15 protein-coding genes and 1 riboswitch are annotated in these 17014 nt (G+C 64.1%); of the genes, 1 reads left to right on the top strand and 14 read right to left on the bottom strand.

Annotation, left to right across the window (positions count from 1 at the left end; genetic code table 11):
* Positions 1–77 precede the first annotated feature (77 nt).
* Both alaS and ltaE read right to left on the bottom strand, forming a co-directional pair.
* Positions 78–2702, bottom strand: coding sequence for an alanine--tRNA ligase (alaS, locus tag H7993_RS10505; protein ID WP_185794334.1), 2625 nt, complete (start codon positions 2700–2702; stop codon positions 78–80).
* Between the two features lie 145 nt (positions 2703–2847).
* Positions 2848–3852 carry a low-specificity L-threonine aldolase gene (ltaE, locus tag H7993_RS10500; protein ID WP_185794333.1) on the bottom strand — a complete coding sequence of 335 codons (1005 nt, stop codon included), beginning with the start codon at positions 3850–3852 and terminating at the stop codon, positions 2848–2850.
* A gap of 138 nt (positions 3853–3990) precedes the next feature.
* Positions 3991–4148, top strand: a riboswitch (FMN riboswitch).
* Positions 4149–4253: 105 nt separating this feature from the next.
* Here ltaE and H7993_RS10495 point away from each other — a divergent pair.
* Positions 4254–4757, top strand: coding sequence for a 6,7-dimethyl-8-ribityllumazine synthase (locus H7993_RS10495; protein ID WP_122476365.1), 504 nt, complete (start codon positions 4254–4256; stop codon positions 4755–4757).
* 3 nt (positions 4758–4760) lie between these two features.
* Here the strand turns inward: H7993_RS10495 and astE are convergent, their stop codons facing one another.
* The 12 genes from astE to H7993_RS10435 form a co-directional block, all read right to left on the bottom strand.
* The gene (astE, locus tag H7993_RS10490; protein ID WP_185794332.1) at positions 4761–5759 is read right to left on the bottom strand and encodes a succinylglutamate desuccinylase; all 999 of its coding nucleotides are present in this window, start codon (positions 5757–5759) and stop codon (positions 4761–4763) included.
* 27 nt (positions 5760–5786) lie between these two features.
* Complete coding sequence (locus H7993_RS10485) at positions 5787–6077, bottom strand: topoisomerase II (RefSeq protein WP_122476369.1); 291 nt, start codon at positions 6075–6077, stop codon at positions 5787–5789.
* A gap of 50 nt (positions 6078–6127) precedes the next feature.
* Positions 6128–7471, bottom strand: a complete 1344-nt coding sequence (astB, locus tag H7993_RS10480) for an N-succinylarginine dihydrolase (protein WP_185794331.1) — start codon at positions 7469–7471, stop codon at positions 6128–6130.
* 49 nt (positions 7472–7520) lie between these two features.
* Positions 7521–8987 (bottom strand): succinylglutamate-semialdehyde dehydrogenase, encoded by a 1467-nt coding sequence (astD, locus tag H7993_RS10475; RefSeq protein ID WP_185794330.1) that lies wholly within the window; start codon positions 8985–8987, stop codon positions 7521–7523.
* Entirely contained in the window at positions 8984–10012 is a 1029-nt protein-coding gene (gene astA, locus H7993_RS10470) for an arginine N-succinyltransferase (RefSeq protein ID WP_122476375.1), read from the bottom strand. The genes astD and astA overlap by 4 nt, the downstream gene beginning before the upstream one ends.
* 60 nt (positions 10013–10072) lie before the next feature.
* Positions 10073–11101: an arginine/ornithine succinyltransferase subunit alpha gene (gene aruF / locus H7993_RS10465; protein WP_185794329.1), complete on the bottom strand. Its 1029-nt coding sequence runs from the start codon at positions 11099–11101 to the stop codon at positions 10073–10075.
* A gap of 78 nt (positions 11102–11179) precedes the next feature.
* The gene (locus tag H7993_RS10460) at positions 11180–12400 is read right to left on the bottom strand and encodes an aspartate aminotransferase family protein (protein ID WP_122476379.1); all 1221 of its coding nucleotides are present in this window, start codon (positions 12398–12400) and stop codon (positions 11180–11182) included.
* 424 nt (positions 12401–12824) lie between these two features.
* On the bottom strand, positions 12825–13805 hold the full coding sequence (gene argR / locus H7993_RS10455; protein ID WP_122476381.1) for a transcriptional regulator ArgR: 981 nt from the start codon (positions 13803–13805) through the stop codon (positions 12825–12827).
* 110 nt (positions 13806–13915) lie between these two features.
* The gene (locus tag H7993_RS10450; RefSeq protein WP_185794328.1) at positions 13916–14680 is read right to left on the bottom strand and encodes an ABC transporter ATP-binding protein; all 765 of its coding nucleotides are present in this window, start codon (positions 14678–14680) and stop codon (positions 13916–13918) included.
* Positions 14681–14751: 71 nt separating this feature from the next.
* A complete protein-coding gene (locus H7993_RS10445) occupies positions 14752–15450 on the bottom strand; it encodes an ABC transporter permease (RefSeq protein ID WP_122476385.1) in 699 nt (232 codons plus the stop codon).
* Positions 15447–16136: an ABC transporter permease gene (locus H7993_RS10440; RefSeq protein ID WP_122476387.1), complete on the bottom strand. Its 690-nt coding sequence runs from the start codon at positions 16134–16136 to the stop codon at positions 15447–15449. Before H7993_RS10440 ends, H7993_RS10445 begins: the two co-directional genes overlap by 4 nt.
* A gap of 86 nt (positions 16137–16222) precedes the next feature.
* Positions 16223–16999 carry an ABC transporter substrate-binding protein gene (locus H7993_RS10435; protein ID WP_185794327.1) on the bottom strand — a complete coding sequence of 259 codons (777 nt, stop codon included), beginning with the start codon at positions 16997–16999 and terminating at the stop codon, positions 16223–16225.
* Positions 17000–17014: the final 15 nt, after the last annotated feature.

The following is a 17014-nucleotide window of genomic DNA, read 5'->3' as shown; positions in this document are numbered from 1 at the left end:
GCCTCAGCCCGTGAAGGGCGCCCATTAAATACAACACCGGGCTCGCCGTGCACAGCACGAGCCCTGCGAGGGTTGAATCAGATCGCGTGTTCGACGAAAGGCACGGCCAGGGCCAGCGCAGCGTCCAGGGCGCTGGCATCGATGCCGCCACCCTGAGCCATGTCCGGGCGACCACCGCCCTTGCCACCGACGGCCGTCGCGGCCTGTTTCATCAGGTCGCCGGCCTTGAGCCGGGCCGTCAGCTCCTTGGTCACCCCGGACACCAGCACGACCTTGTCGTCGTGCACGCCGCCAAGCAGGATGACGGCCTGGCCCAGCTTGTTCTTCAACTGGTCGACCAGCGCCAGCAGCGCCTTGCCGTCCTGACCGTCGATGCGCGCGGCCAGCACCTTCACGCCCTTGACCTCGACCGCCGAGGAAGAAAGGTCGTCGCCAGCGGCGCTGGCGGCCTTGGCCTGCAACTGTTCCAGCTGCTTCTCCAGGGCGCGGTTGCGTTCGATCACGGCCGCCAGCTTGTCGATCAGGTTGTCGCGGCTGCCCTTGACCAGTTGCGCGGCTTCCTTGAGCTGCTCTTCGGCCTGGTTCAGGTAGTTCAAGGCGGTCGCGCCGGTTACCGCTTCGATGCGGCGCACGCCCGAGGCGACGCCACCTTCGCTGGTGATTTTCAGCAGGCCGATGTCACCGGTGCGCTTGGCATGGATGCCCCCGCACAGCTCCACCGAGAAGTCGCCACCCATGGTCAGCACGCGCACGGTGTCGCCGTACTTCTCGCCGAACAGGGCCATGGCGCCCTTCTGGCGCGCCTCGTCGATCGGCATCTCTTCGGTCTGCACCGGGGTGTTCTTGCGAATCTCGGCGTTGACGATGTCTTCCAGGGCCTTGATCTGCTCGGGCTTGATCGACTCGAAGTGGCTGAAGTCGAAGCGCAGGCGCTGACTGTCGACCAGCGAGCCTTTCTGCTGTACGTGATCGCCCAGCACCTGGCGCAGGGCGGCGTGCAGCAAGTGGGTGGCGGAGTGGTTCAGGCCGGTGGCCTGTTGCAGGGTCTGGTCGACCACGGCACTGACCTCGGCACCGACCGCCAGATCGCTCAATACGGCCACGCCATGGTGCAGGAAGGCGCCGCTGGTCTTGGTGGTGTCGCGCACATCGAAGCGCGAACCGCCGGCCAGCAGGTAGCCACGGTCACCGACCTGGCCACCGGACTCGCCGTAGAACGGCGTCTGGTCGAGGATCACCACGCCCTCCTCGCCTTCCTTGAGCACGTCGACGGCGACACCGTCCTTGTACAGCGCAACCACCTTGCCGTTGCCGTGGGTGGCGTCGTAACCCAGGAACACGGTCGGAACGTCGACCTTGATCAGGCTGTTGTAGTCCATGCCGAACGAGCTGGCGGAACGGGCGCGTTCGCGCTGGGCGTTCATCTCGCGCTCGAAGCCGGCTTCGTCCAGGGTGAGCTCGCGCTCGCGGGCGATATCGCCGGTCAGGTCCATCGGAAAGCCGTAGGTGTCGTACAGCTTGAACACCACATCACCTGGAACGACGCTGCCCTTGAGCTCGGCCAGATCCTGCTCGAGGATCTTCAGGCCCTGCTCCAACGTCTTGGCGAACTGCTCTTCCTCGGCCTTGAGCACGCGTTCGATGTGCGCCTGCTGGCCCTTGAGTTCGGGGAAGGCATCGCCCATCTCGGCGACCAGCGCAGCGACGATCTGGTAGAAGAAGCTGCCCTGGGCACCCAGCTTGTTGCCGTGACGGCAGGCGCGGCGAATGATGCGGCGCAGCACGTAGCCACGGCCTTCGTTGGACGGCAGTACGCCGTCGGCGATCAGGAAGCCGCAGGAACGGATGTGGTCGGCCACGACCTTGAGTGACGCCTGGCCCTGGTTGGCGCAACCGATGGCGCTGGCCGATGCGTCGAGCAGGCTCTGGAACAGGTCGATTTCATAGTTGGAATTGACATGCTGCAGCACCGCGCTGACCCGTTCCAGGCCCATGCCGGTGTCCACCGACGGCGCCGGCAAGGGATGCAACACCCCATCGGCGGTGCGGTTGAACTGCATGAACACGTTGTTCCAGATCTCGATGTAGCGGTCGCCGTCTTCCTCGGGCGAGCCGGGTGGGCCACCCCAGATGTCGGCACCGTGATCGTAGAAGATCTCGGTGCAGGGGCCGCACGGGCCGGTGTCGCCCATGGTCCAGAAGTTGTCGGACGCATAGGGCGCGCCCTTGTTGTCGCCGATGCGGACCATGCGCTCGGCCGGCACGCCGATCTCTTTGGTCCAGATATCGTAGGCTTCGTCATCGCTGGCGTAGACCGTGACCCAGAGTTTTTCCTTGGGCAGGTTCAGCCACAGCTCGGAGGTCAGGAAGGTCCAGGCGTAGGTGATCGCGTCGCGCTTGAAATAGTCGCCGAAGCTGAAGTTGCCGAGCATCTCGAAAAAGGTGTGGTGGCGGGCGGTATAGCCGACGTTTTCCAGGTCGTTGTGCTTGCCACCGGCACGCACGCACTTCTGGCTGCTTACGGCACGGGTGTAGGCCCGCTTTTCCTGGCCCAGGAAGCAGTCCTTGAACTGGTTCATCCCCGCGTTGGTGAACAGCAGGGTCGGGTCGTTGCCCGGGATCAGGGAGCTGGAGGCGACTCGGGTATGGCCTTGCTCCTCGAAGAAGCGAAGGAAGGCTTCACGGATTTCTGCGCTTTTCATAGGTTCTTCCACGACAGGCTGCGGCCAGAGGCCAGTGCGCACGCCCGGCAGGCGGTGCGACGGCAAAGGGCCGCATTATATAGGCCCTGCGGCCGGGGTACAGCGTGTTTATACGATTGGCCCACTCAATTGGACAGCAGAACGCTCAGGTGCGGGCGAAATCGGCGAATACGTCGATGACCTGCTCGATCTGCGCCGCATCCACGTCCAGATGGGTGACCATGCGCAGGCGTGGCGCGGCACTCACGGTGACACCGCGGGTGGCCGCGAAGTCCTTGAACGCGCCGGCGCGGCCATCCAGATGTACATAGACCATGTTGGTCTGCACTGCCTCGACGGTGTAACCCAGCGCCAGCAGGCCCTCGGCCAGACGCGCGGCGTGGGCGTGATCCTCGGCCAGGCGCTGCACCTGATGATCCAGCGCGTACAGGCCGGCGGCGGCGAGGATTCCGGCCTGGCGCATGCCGCCGCCGACCATCTTGCGCAATCGTCGTGCCTTGGCGATGTAGTCCAGGCTGCCGCACAGCACCGAACCGACCGGGGCGCCGAGCCCCTTGGACAGGCAGACCGAAACCGAATCGAAATAGCGGGTGATCTGCTCGGCCTCGACTCCAAGCTTGACCGCCGCATTGTACAGCCGGGCGCCATCGAGGTGCAGTTGCAGCCCATGCTCGCGAGTGAAATCGCGGGCCTGGGCCAGGTAACTCAACGGCAGCACCTTGCCTTGCATGGTGTTTTCCAACGCCAGCAGTCGGGTGCGGGCAAAGTGGAAATCATCGGGCTTGATCGCCGCCCTGACCTGATCCAGGTCCAGCGTGCCGTCGGCCTGGAACTCCAGCGGTTGTGGCTGGATCGAACCCAGCACAGCGGCACCGCCGCCCTCGTACTTGTAGGTATGGGCCTGCTGGCCGACGATGTATTCCTCGCCACGCTCGCAGTGCGCCATCAGGCCGAGCAGGTTGCTCATGGTGCCACTGGGCACGAACAGCCCGGCAGCGAACCCCAGGCGTTTTGCCAGTTCGGCTTCGAGGCGGTTGACGGTCGGGTCTTCGCCATAGACATCATCGCCGGTGGGCGCCGCGTGCATGGCCGCCAGCATGGCGGGAGTAGGCTGGGTAACGGTATCGCTGCGCAGGTCGATGATGGACATGATGGCCTCGGGTTCGTGTCAGCTTCTATTACTGCGGATTGCAGGGCCATGAATCAAGCCTTGTCGAAACATTTGCTCACGCGCTGTTCAGCTCGCCCGCAAATATGTTACAAAAGTTGCGCCACCCACTGGGGTGGCAAACGTTCTCAGGGCGGGGTGCAACTCCCCACCGGCGGTAATGGCGCGCAATGCGCCGAGCCCGCGAGCGCTTGCAAGCCGGCAACGGCCTGCAAGGTCAGCAGACCCGGTGTGATCCCGGGGCCGACGGTCATAGTCCGGATGAAGAGAGAACGGGATTGCGACACCTTCAAAAGGCCAACGCAGGGCCGTGCCATGCGCATGTACCCATAGATCCCCTTCGATCCACATGCCCTGTTTTTTTCTTGAACAGGAGTGAACCGATGCAACCCACTGCAATTGACAGCAAAAGCCACACCCACGAACGGATCGCTTTCGTCCAGGCTTGCTGGCACAAGGATATTGTCGATCAGAGCCGCAAAGGCTTCGTCGAGGAAATGCGCGTGCTGGGCTATCAGGAAGCCGACATCGATTTCTACGAGGTCGGCGGCGCCTTCGAAATTCCGCTGCACGCCAAGCTGCTGGCCAAGAGCGGGCGCTACGCCGCCGTGGTCGGCGCTGCCCTGGTGGTAGACGGCGGTATCTACCGTCACGAATTCGTCGCCCAGACGGTGGTCAGCGCGCTGATGCAGGTTCAGCTGGAAACCGAAGTGCCGGTATTCTCGGTGGTACTGACCCCGCATCACTTCCATGACGGCGAACAGCACCACACCTACTTCTTCAATCACTTCCTGCACAAAGGCGCGGAAGCTGCACGCACCGTGGCCGATACCGTGCAGAAAGTACGCGCCCTGCGTCGCCTGCAGCAGCAGCAGAAAAGCGCCTGAGCCTCAGTCCTGCGGAGTCGGCACGATGAGAATGCCGGCGCGCAGGCCATTGGCAACCTTGGGGTTGGGGAAAATGATCCGTGCGCCCTGCTCTTCTACGACCCAGCGCTGACCGGCGCCGTCCTCGGCCAGCAGATAGCCCGGCGCCAGCTCGGTGAAATTCTCGATGTCGTCATCCAGGTGCAGGCGGAAGGCGTCCGTGTGCTTGATGACCTCGCGCGACACTGAAAACAGCTCCAGCTGCACCAGCGGTTGATCGAGGTCCGCCTCGCGGCCTTCGATCAGCTCGCGCAGGCTGGCGTCCAGACGCGTCAGATCGACCTCGGCGTTCTGCCCGAACGGCCTCGCCTTGCCCAGTTCCAGAGTGAACGCCTCGGCGTCCAGCTGCTCGTAGGTGAACGCGCTGAACGTGATGGAGGACTTGTTCTGCAGCAACACCGCGCGCATGCCTGCCGCCTGCAGGCGTACCAGCTCTTTGCGGGAGTGCTCGCGCCCCTGCTTCCAGGGGTACAGCGCGAACTGCTCGATCCGTGAGCCACGAATGGCCGTGTGCAGGTCGTAATGCAGGCGCGTGCGCTGCGGCAGGCTGAAGAAGGTCGTGGCCAGGCGTTCCAGTTCGCAGGCGCGCAAGGCTTCATTGCCACTGGCAGCGGCATGCCGGCCGTTGAACAGCCGGTTGACGTCGCGCTCGATGTAGCGCGCACCCCGGCGCATGGCTTCGGGGTTGCCGAACAGGAACAGGATACGCGCGCGGGGAATCAGCTGGCCCCGCGCGATGGCCTGCAGCAGGCTGTCGAGCAGTTCGATGGGCGCGGTTTCATTGCCGTGCACACCGGCCGACAGCAGCAGGTCGAGGCCGCTGTCCGTCGCAGCCGGCGGACGCACCTCCAGGGCGCCTTCCCCCAGCCAGCGCAGGCAGACGCCCTTGGTGGTCAGCTGGATCTTCTGCGTTGGCTCGTGGCCGGCCAGGGTCAGTTCGAGCAGTTTGCCAAGAGCGAGCATGGGGCGGCGTCCCTGAAGGATGAGGTTTTAGTGGTTGCAGTCGGGACCGTGAACGTGGCCGTCTTCGTCCTCGGCACCGGCGTCGGCCGGCTCCATTTCCAGCTGCAGGCTGACCAGGTTGGTCGCCAGCGGGCGCAGCAACAGGTTGGCGTATTCGGCATCGCCTTCCTCGACGTCCACACCGATCAGCAACTGGCCGCGGCCGTCATGCTGGATCCAGACTTCCTTGCCCTGCCAGACCACGCAGAAGCGCGTGCAGGAGGTTTCCAGCTGGGTGCCGTCGGTGTCTTCGAGAATCAAGCGCAGGGCGTCGGACATAGGTGTACCTCGATGCTATTTAGAGTTGGAAAAAATCAAAGCTCGTTGAATCAGAGCTGGAAAGGATAGACCGAACCCAACCGGAGGATCCGGGTCAGCTCGTCCAATGCCTCGCGGCATTCGATCAGCAGTTGCGGGTCGGCCATATCGGCTTCGACCAGACGGTCGCGATAGTGACGTTCGACCCAGTCGTTCAGGGTGTCGTGCAGCGCGGGTGTGAGGATCACGCCTGGGTTGACCGCCGCCAGCTCCTCGGGCTTGAGCGCCACGCGCAGGCGCAGACATGCCGGGCCGCCGCCGTTGCGCATGCTTTGCTTGAGGTCGAATACCTTGACCTCGGCAATGCCTGTGCCCTGCCCGGTCAGCTGCTCCAGGTAGCTCCAGACCCGCGGGTTGGCGCGGCACTCTTCCGGGACCACCAGCAGCATGCTGCCATCGGCGCGGGTGAGCAACTGGCTGTTGAACAGGTAGGTGCGCACGGCGTCGTCCACGGAAACGTCGGCGCGCGGCACGCTGATCGCCTGCAGCCGACCACCGCGCGCGGCGAGCTTGGTTTGCAGTTCGGCCAGCACGCGGTCGCTGTCGAGGAAGGCGTCCTGATGATGGAACAACAGCTCGCCGTTGCCGACCGCGATCACGTCGTTATGGAACACCCCCTGGTCGATGACCGCCGGATTCTGCTGGGCAAAAACCACGCCCTGCTCGCTCAACCCATGCAGCCGAGCCACCGCCTGGGACGCTTCCAAAGTCTGGCGCGCCGGATATTTCTGCGGCGCGGGCACTCGTGCGTCGAAGGCGCTGCGGCCGTAGACGAAAAACTCCACGCCAGCCTCGCCATAGTCCCGGCACAGCCGCGTATGGTTGGCAGCGCCCTCGTCGCCGAACTGGGCGACGGCAGGCAGTGCTTCATGGTGGGCGAAGTGCGCGGGGTCGGCAAACATCGCCTGCAGCACCCGGCTGGTGGTCGGGTGTTCGATGCTGCGGTGGAATTTGCAGTTGAGGTTCGCCGCGGTGAAATGCACGCGCCCATCGGCCGTGTCGGCGCTGGGACTGACAGTGGCGGCGTTGGCTACCCACATGCTCGAGGCCGAACAGCTAGCCACCAGCAGCGGCATGGCATCACGCGCGGCCTGGGCGATCACCTCGGCATCGCTGCCGGCGAAGCCCAGGCGGCGCAATGCTGCCACATCCGGGCGCTCCTGCGGCGCCAGAACGCCCTGGGTGAAGCCCAGTTCCATCAGCGCTTTCATCTTGGCCAGGCCCTGACGCGCCGCTTCGCGCGGATTCGAGCCTTGCTGGCTGTTGCTCTGCGACGCCACGTTGCCGTAGGACAACCCACCGTAGTTGTGGGTAGGCCCCACCAGGCCATCGAAATTCACTTCACAGGGTTTCATCGGTTCGGCTCCGTGGATCTGTTCTTGTACGCAAAGGTGCAACGACCGCCTACAGCGTGATGCCCGGACTCAGGGTCGCGGGCAAACCGAGTGTGGGGGTTTCCAACGAGGCCACCGGGTAGGCGCAATAGTCGGCGGCATAGTAGGCACTGGCGCGGTGGTTGCCGGACGCGCCGACGCCGCCGAACGGTGCGCTGCTGGCAGCGCCGGTCAGTTGCTTGTTCCAGTTGACGATGCCCGCTCGGCTGCGCAACCAGAATTCGCGGTAACGCGCTTCCGAGTCCGACAGCAGTCCGGCAGCCAGGCCGTACTGAGTGGCATTGGCCTCGGCGATGGCCGCATCGAAATCCACGTAGCGCACCACTTGCAGCAGCGGGCCGAACAGCTCTTCGTCGCGACGACCGTGAGCCTGGGTGACGTCGAGGATGCCGGGGGTGAGCAAGGCCGCGTCGGCCCGTGGCTGGGTCATGCTCAGCAGGCTGATCGCGCCGCTGTTCAGCAACTGCTGCTGGGCCTGGAGCAGCGCCTGCGCCGCGGGCATGGAGATCACCGAGCCCATGAAAGGCGCTGGGGTGCAGTCGTATTCGCCGACCTCGAGGGTGGCACACACCTGCACCAGACGCTCGAGCAGACGGTCCCCCCACTCGCCGACGGGGACCAGCAGGCGCCGCGCGCAGGTGCAGCGTTGACCGGCAGAAATGAACGCCGACTGAATGATGGTATAGACCGCAGCATCGAGGTCCTGCACCTGCTCGACCACCAGGGGGTTGTTGCCGCCCATCTCCAGCGCCAGGATCTTGCCCGGCTGGCCGCCGAATTGTTGGTGCAGCAGGTTGCCTGTGGCGCTGGAACCGGTGAAGAACAACCCGTCGAGCCCGGCATTGGCGGCCAGTGCCATGCCAGTGTCGCGGCCGCCCTGCAGCAGGTTGAGCACGCCGGCCGGCAACCCGGCTTCGGCCCAGCAGCGCACGGTCAACTCCGCCACCTTGGGCGTCAGCTCGCTGGGCTTGAACAGCACGCAATTGCCAGCCAACAGTGCTGGCACGATATGGCCGTTGGGCAGATGGCCAGGGAAATTGTACGGACCGAACACCGCCACCACGCCATGGGGCTTGTGCCGCAGGGCCGCCGTGGCGTCGGCCAGCGGCGCGCTCTTCTCGCCGGTGCGTTCGGCATGGCTCTGGATCGAGATCGCCACCTTGTTGACCATGCTGGTCACTTCGGTGGCTGCTTCCCACAAGGGTTTTCCGGTTTCTTCGCCGATGCACCGCGCCAGCTCATCGGTGCAGGCCTTGAGTCGCTCGGCGAACGCCTGCAATACGGCAATGCGCGCCGACAACGGCTGGCTCGCCCAGCCGACGAAGGCATGCCGCGCGGCCTGTACGGCCAGGGCCACCTGGTCGGCACTGGCACTGCGCCCCTGCCAGACCACAGCCTGGCCCACTGGATTGAGCGACGTCAGCAACTCGCCTTCACCAGGCAGCCATTGGCCGTCGATAAACAAAGTATTCATCAAAGCACCTCCCGAACGGGCGGAGTCATGGGTACCGCGCGCACCTGGTCACCCGCGCTCAGCTGCAGGCGGCGGGCGGTCAAGGGATCGACCACCAGCGTGCCGGAAGCGAAGCGCGCCGGCGCCGCCGTGATGCGGCACTCTTCGCGTTCGCGGTTGTAGATCAGAAACGGTGGGGCATCGTCGCCGGGGGTGCCGATGGCCAGGACCAGGCTCTTGCTGTCGTGGACCGCGCGAATCTTGCTGGTCTCGCATTCCACCGCCGGGCCGGCGTCGAAGATGTCGACGTAGCCCTGGTAGCTGAAGCCTTCGGCCTTGAGCATGGCCAGGGCGGGCTCGGTATCGGGGTGGACCTTGCCGATGACCTCGCGCGCAGCCGGGGACAGGAAGCAGCTGTAGAGCGGGAACTTGGGCATCAATTCAGCGATGAAGGCGCGGTTGCCGACGCCGGTCAGGTAATCGGCCTGGCTGAATTCCATCTTGAAGAAATGCCGGCCCAGGCTTTCCCAGAACGGCGAGCGGCCGTCGGCATCGGAAATGCCGCGCATCTCGGCGATCACCTTGCGCCCGAACAGGTGCGGAAACTGAGCGATGAACAGCAGCCGCGCCTTGGCCAGCAAGCGCCCGTTCAGGCCCTTGCGGTGACCTTCGCGCAGGAACAGCGAGCACAGTTCCGAATTGCCGGTCAGGTCGTTGGCGAGGAACAGCGTGGGAATCTCGCGATAGATGTTCAGCTCCTGCGAGGCGCTCACGGTCAGGCCCACCCGGTAGTTGTACCAGGGCTCGCGCTGGCCCACGGCACCGGCAATGGCTGAAATGCCCACGACCGTGCCGTCATCGTCTTCGAGCACGAACAGGTAATCGGCATCGCCGCGCCCGGCTTCGCCGCGAAAGGTCTTCTCGGCCCAGCCGACCCGGTGCGCCAACCGTTCTTCGTTGGCTGGCAAGGTGGTCAGGCCGGGGCCGGTGCTGCGGGCCAACTCGATCAGCGCCGGCAGGTCACTGCTGCGTACGGGACGAACGATCATGCTTTCTCCTCGAGCAGGCACCGCGTGGTACCTGCAGAACTCGGCCTGTTCAACCAGGTATCAAACTGCAACCAGACGCACGCTGGCGCCCTCGCCCACACCCAGCGCCTCGGCGGTGGCCAGGTCCAGCCCGACCGGCTTGCCGGGCACCCAGTCGAGTTCCAGCAGCACCGCGCGGTAATCCTGCAGCAGACCGTTGGAAACCAGGTAGGGACGGCCAGGGCCGCCGCGCTCGTCCGACGCCGCGACAAGCTTGACCGGCACCACGCGGCTGTGGGCGATCGAGCGAATGCCCGATACCCGTGCATGCAGGGTGGGCCCTCCGTCGAAGATGTCGATGTAGTGATCGGTTTCGAAGCCTTCGCGCATCAGAATGTCGAACGTCACCTGCGCACGCGGGTGTACCTGGCCCATGGCCTCTTGCGCCTGGTCGGGCAGCAAGGGCACGTAGATCGGGTAGTGCGGCATCAGTTCGGCGAGAAACGTGCGGCTCTTGATGCCGCACAGGCGTTCGGCCTCGGCGTAGTTGAGATCGAAGAAGTTGCGGCCGATCGCGTCCCAGAAAGGTGAGTCGCCGTGTTCGTCGCTGTAGCCGACGATCTCGGTCACCACCGAATCGGCAAAGCGCTCCGGGTGGTTGGCCATGAACAGCAGGCGTGCCCGCGAGTTGAGCTCGGCCCAGATACTGCCGACCAGTTCGGGCACCACGTAGAAGCTGGTCAACAGGCTGTTGCCGGTCAGGTCATGACACTGCGAAAGCACGTGAATCTTGTTGTGGATCTTCAGCTCGCGCGAAGCGTGCACGAAGGTCTCGTTGCGAAAGCTGTAGAAGGGTTCGGAGTAGCCGGCGGAGGCGACGATCGCCGAACAGCCGACCAGGCGCTGGGTGCTCAGGTCTTCAAGAACGAAGAAATAGCTTTCCTCACCGTTGAAGCTGACTTCGGCGGCAAAGGACGCCTCGGACTTGGCGATCTTGTCACTCAACCGGCCTGCATCGTCGGGCAGCGAAGTGACACCGATGGGGCTGTCGGCAGCCAGGCGCTGAACCTCGGCCAGGTCAGCCATTTGCGCAGGGCGCATTACCAGCATGGTGCCACTCCTTGTCGATTGCAGCGGGTCGATTGCAGAGGTGGCGCTGGCTTTGAGCCAACGCCACGAACGGGCCGATCAGGCCTGGGTCAGGTGCGCCACGGCGCGTTCGAAGCGGTCCAGGCCTTCGTCGATGTCGGCCTCGTCGATGACCAGGCTCGGGGCGAAACGCACCACGTCCGGGCCGGCCTGCAGAATCATCAGGTCGTGCCGTTCGGCAGCATTGAAGAAGTCCTTGGCGCGGCCTTTCCAGGCGTCGCTCAAGGCGCAACCGATCAGCAGGCCCAGGCCACGGACTTCGCTGAACACGCCGTAGCGCTGGCCGATCTGCTCCAGGCGCGTCTTGAAGTGCTGGTGCCGTGCCTTGACCCCGGCTCGTACCTCGGGCGTGTTGACCACATCGAGCACTGCCTCGGCCACGGCGCAGGCCAGAGGGTTGCCGCCATAGGTGGTGCCGTGCACGCCGACCGCGAAGTGTTTGGCCAGGGCATCGGTGGTGAGCATCGCCCCGATCGGAAAACCGCCCCCCAGGCTCTTGGCGCTGGAGAGGATGTCCGGGGTGACGCCGTAGTTCATGTAGCTGAACAGCTCGCCACTGCGCCCCATGCCGCTTTGCACTTCGTCGAACACCAGCAGGGCATTGAACTGGTCGCACAGCGCGCGAGCGCCTTGCAGGTAGGCCGGATCGGCCGGCACCACGCCGCCTTCGCCCTGGACCGGCTCCAGCACCACGGCGCAGGTCTTGTCGGACACGGCCGCTTTCAGCGCTTCGAGGTCGTTGTAGGGGACGTGGCGAATGCCGGTGATCTTCGGACCGAAACCGTCGGAGTACTTCGGCTGGCCACCCACGCTGACGGTGAACAGCGTGCGGCCGTGGAAGCTGTTGAGGGCCGACACGATCTCGTATTTCTCGGGACCGAAGTTGTCGTGCGCCACACGCCGGGCCAGCTTGAATGCGGCCTCGTTGGCTTCGGCGCCGGAGTTGCAGAAGAACACCCGGTCGGCAAAGGTGGCGTCGACCAGCTTCCTGGCCAGGCGCAGGGTGGGCTCGTTGGTGAAGACGTTGGACACGTGCCACAGCTTGTTGGCCTGCTCGGTGAGCGCGCCTACCAATGCCGGGTGCGCGTGACCCAGCACGTTGACGGCGATGCCACCGGAGAAATCGATGAGCTCGCGACCAGCCTGGTCCCACACCCGGGAACCTGCACCGCGCACGGGAATGAAAGCGGCCGGTGCATAGTTGGGCACCATTACCTGGTCGAAATCGGCACGTTGCACGGGGGCTTGCTCAACGGACATCGGAGTCTCCTGTCAAGGAACGCTCAGCGCAGAATGGGCGAGCGATAGGGGATTGTAAGGACTGGTGCACGCGCGGCATTGCCGCCATGCGACAACTTGTTACAGCGCCAAACCGCCATTCTACGGGGGTTGTCGCGAATGCGACATATAGGGATAGAAAGGCGCTGACGTGCGTGTTGTGTCAGATCGACCGCACCACCCATTCGCGGCCGATGACCGCTCCTACAAGGGTTCTGCGCGTACTCCCGTAGGAGCGGTGCGTGGCCGCGAAAGCCACACCACGGTTCACTAGGTACACCGCGGTGCCTGATTCGCGGGCGGAGCCCGCTCCCACAAGGGTTCTGCGCGCACTCCCGTAGGAGCGGTCCATGGCCGCGAAAGCCACACCGCGCTTCGCCTGGCACGGCGCAATCCGGAAAGAGGGTCAACCTCGCTCGGCGGGGACCGAAGACAATTCGAACGGGCTGCTGCTGCGACGCTGGTTGCGATCCTCGCGGGGGGTGGCGCCGAAAAAATTGCGGTACGCGCTGGAAAAATGCGGGCCCGAGGAAAACCCGCACGACAGGCCGATCTGGATGATCGACTTGCTGGTCTGCATCAACATCTGCCGCGCCTTGTTCAGGCGCAACTCGAGGTAGTACTGGCTGGGTACGCGGTTCAGGTACTGCTTGAAGATGCGCTCCAGCTGGCGCCGCGAAACACACACATGCTGGGCGATCTCGTCGGTGGTCAGCGGCTCTTCGATATTGGCTTCCATCAACAACACCGCCTGGGTCAGCTTCGGATGGCTGGACCCCAGACGATTCTGCAACGGAATGCGCTGGCGCTCGCCGCCCTCGCGGATACGCTCCACCACCAGCTCTTCGGACACCGCCCCGGCCAGTTCGGCGCCGTGATCGCGGGCCAGTACCGCCAGCAGCAGGTCGAGCACCGACAAGCCCCCGCAAGCCGTCATGCGGTCGCGGTCCCAATCGAACAGGTGGCTGGTGGCGATGACCTTGGGAAAGCGCTCGGCGAAATCATCCTGCCAGCGCCAGTGCACGGCCGCGCGGTAGCCATCGAGCAACCCCAGCTGCGCCAGCGGGTAGACCCCCGCCGACAGCCCGCCCACCAGGCATCCGGCCCGGACCGTCTGCTTGAGCGCAGTGGCCAGTGCCGGCGCCAGCGCCGACGGTGGCTCGTCAGCCAGCAGAAAAAGCTTCTGGCAACCCTCCAGGCGACCGTTCCACGCCTCACCGGGTAGCTGCCAGCCGCCTGGAACAGGTGGTTCGGCCTGCAGGAAAAGCAACTCGTAGGTCACTTCCGGGTGCACCTTCTGCGCCACTCGCAGGGCCTCTTCGGCCAGCGCCAGGGTCAGGGCTCGCGTGCTGGGCCAATAGAGGAAACCGATTCGTTGGGCTGTCATCTGATGCGGACCGAAACCTTAAGTATCAAAAACCGAATGGGAAATGGCACTGCGCCAGGCATGCTCGACCTGCTCGCAGGAAAACACCCGGCAGATGTTTCAAGCGGCGATCACTTGAGGCTGCCGGACAAGAACTGCTGCAACCGCTCGGAACGCGGATTGGCCAGCACCTCGCGCGGGTCGCCGGTTTCTTCGACCAGGCCCTTGTGCAGAAACACCAGTTGGTTCGACACCTCACGGGCGAAACCCATCTCGTGGGTCACGACGACCATGGTCCGCCCTTCCTGAGCCAGGGCCTGCATCACCTTGAGCACGTCACCCACCAGTTCCGGGTCGAGCGCCGAAGTCGGTTCGTCGAACAACATCACCTCGGGTTCCACCGCCAATGCACGGGCAATGGCGACACGCTGCTGCTCGCCACCGGACATGTGCCCCGGATAGGCATCCTTGCGGTGCGAGACCCCCACCTTGGCCAGATAGTACTCGGCTTTTTCCAGCGCTTGCTTTTTCGATACGCCCAACACATGCACGGGCGCTTCGATGACGTTTTCCAGCGCGGTCATGTGCGACCACAGGTTGAAATGCTGGAACACCATCGACAGGCGCGAACGCAAGCGTTGCAGCTGCTTGGGGTCGGCTGCCCTGAGCGCCCCATCCTTGCCGGCAACCAGTTTGAGCTCTTCGTCGTTGAGCAGGATCTTGCCCGCGTGGGGCTGCTCGAGCAGGTTGATGCAACGCAGGAACGTGCTCTTGCCCGATCCGCTGGAGCCGATGATGCTGATCACATCGCCCGCCTTCGCCGCCAGCGAGACACCCTTGAGCACCTCATGCGAGCCATAGCGCTTGTGCAGGTCCTGAACTTGGAGTTTGTACATGATCGGGGGTCTCGCAAATCGGTCAGTCACGGGCCAGCGGCCCGTGGCGAAAAGGTTTTTGCTGCACGCGTTCAGTGCCTGCGCGGTGCCAGGTAGGCCAGCCAGCGGCGCTCGGCCAGCTTGAACAGGCGCACCAGAATGAACGTCAGGCACAGGTAGCACACACCCGCCGTGATGTAGGCCTCGAACGGCAGATAGTACTGGGCGTTCACCGTACGTGCTGCGCCGGTGATGTCGATCAGGGTCACGATCGAAGCCAGGCTGGTGGTCTGCAGCATCATGATCACTTCGTTGCTGTACTGCGGCAGCGCTCGGCGCAGTGCCGAGGGCAGCAGGATACGCCGGTACATCCCGGCCCTGGACATGCCCATGGCCTTGGCCGCTTCGATCTCGCCCGGTGGCGTGGCCCGCAGGCTGCCGGCGATGATTTCGGCGGTGTAGGCACTGGTATTGATGGCGAAGGCCAGGCAGGCGCAGAACGTGGCGCTCGACAACCAGGGCCAGAGCACGCTGTTGCGCACGGCCTCGAACTGGGCCAGACCGTAATAGATCAGAAACAGCTGCACCAGCATGGGCGTGCCACGGATCACGTAGGTGTAGAGCCACGCGATGCCGTTGACCAGCGGCTGCCGGGACACCCGCATCAAACCCAGCGGCAGCGCCACCAACAGACCGAAGAACAGCGAAATCGCCAGCAGCTTCAAGGTTTCCAGCATACCGCTCATGTACAGCGGCAGGCTGTCCCAGACGACGTTGTAATCGAAGATCATAGCTCAGCCGCCTTGATGCCCACCGAGTAGCGTTTTTCGATGGCGCGCAGCAACAGCAGCGACACACTGGTGATGACCAGGTACATCGCCGCCACCGCGAGGAAGAAGGTGAACGGTTCGCGGGTGGCATCCGCCGCCTGCTTGGCCTTGAACATCATGTCCTGCAGGCCGACCACCGAAATCAATGCCGTGGCCTTGGTCAACACCAGCCAGTTATTGGTGACGCCGGGAATCGCCAGGCGAATCATCTGCGGCACCAGCACCCGGAAGAACACCTGCAGGCTGCTCATGCCATAGGCCATGCCGGCTTCGGCCTGGCCCTTGGGAATGGCCATGAACGCGCCGCGAAAGGTTTCCGACAGGTAGGCACCGAAGATGAAACCCAGGGTGAAGATACCGGCCAGCAGCGGATTGAGGTCGATGTAGTCGTCGTAACCCACCAACGGCGCCACGCGATTGAGGATGTCCTGGCCACCGTAGAAGATCAGCAGGATCAACACCAGATCGGGTATGCCACGAATCACCGTGGCGTACAGGTCACCCAGCCAGGCCAGCCAGCGTACCGGCGACAGGCGCAGGGCCACGCCGAACAGACCCAGCACGATGGCCAGTGCCATGGACGACAAGGCGAGCTGCAGCGTCAGCCAAGCGCCATCGAGAATGACGGCCCCGTAGCCTTTCAACATGTAGAGATCCTCGCCCGAAGAATGAAAAATGGTGCAGACCGCGGTTTCCCGCCGTTTGCACCATCAGTCAGGTGACGCCTGCCGGCTTATTTGCCGTAGATGTCGAAATCGAAGTACTTGTCCTGGATCTTCTTGTACTCGCCGTTGGCGCGAATGCCTTCGATGGCCGCGTTGATGCGATCCACGTTGGCCTTGTCGCCCTTGCGCACGGCGATACCGATGCCGTCACCGAAGTATTTCGGGTCGTTGACCGACGGGCCGACGAATGCGTAGCCCTTGCCGGCGTCGGTGTTGAGGAAACCGTCCTGCAACAGGGTGGCATCGGCCAGCGTGCCGTCCAGTCGACCGGCGGCCACGTCCAGGTAGATCTCGTTCTGCGAGCCGTACGGCATCACTTCGACGCCCAGCGGCTTGAGCACCTCGGTGGCATACCGGTCATGGATGGTGCCGCGCTGCACGCCGATCTTCTTGCCTTTGAGCTCGGCCATGGAGTCGCTCACCTGGGTGCCGGACTTCATGACCAGACGCGCCGGAGTGGCGTAGTACTTGTTGGTGAAATCAACGGACTTCTTGCGGTCGTCGGTAATCGACATCGACGACAGAATGGCGTCGATCTTGCGGACCTTGAGGGCGGGAATGAGACCGTCGAATTCCTGCTCGACCCAAGTGCACTTGACCTTCATCTCAGCGCACAGCGCGTTGCCGATGTCGTAGTCGAAACCGACGATGCTGCCATCCGGCGCCTTGGACGCGAACGGTGGGTAAGCGGCTTCGATACCGATCTTCAGCGGCTTTTCATCGGCGAACGAGGTCGCCGACAGCACGGACAGTGCCAATGCGCCAAACAGTGCAAGTTTCTTCATTGGGTGAGCTCCAGC

The organism is Pseudomonas baltica, assembly GCF_014235765.1.
GTDB lineage: Bacteria > Pseudomonadota > Gammaproteobacteria > Pseudomonadales > Pseudomonadaceae > Aquipseudomonas > Aquipseudomonas baltica.
Note: the sequence above shows the minus strand (reverse complement) of the source record. Positions and strands in the feature narration are given on the sequence as shown.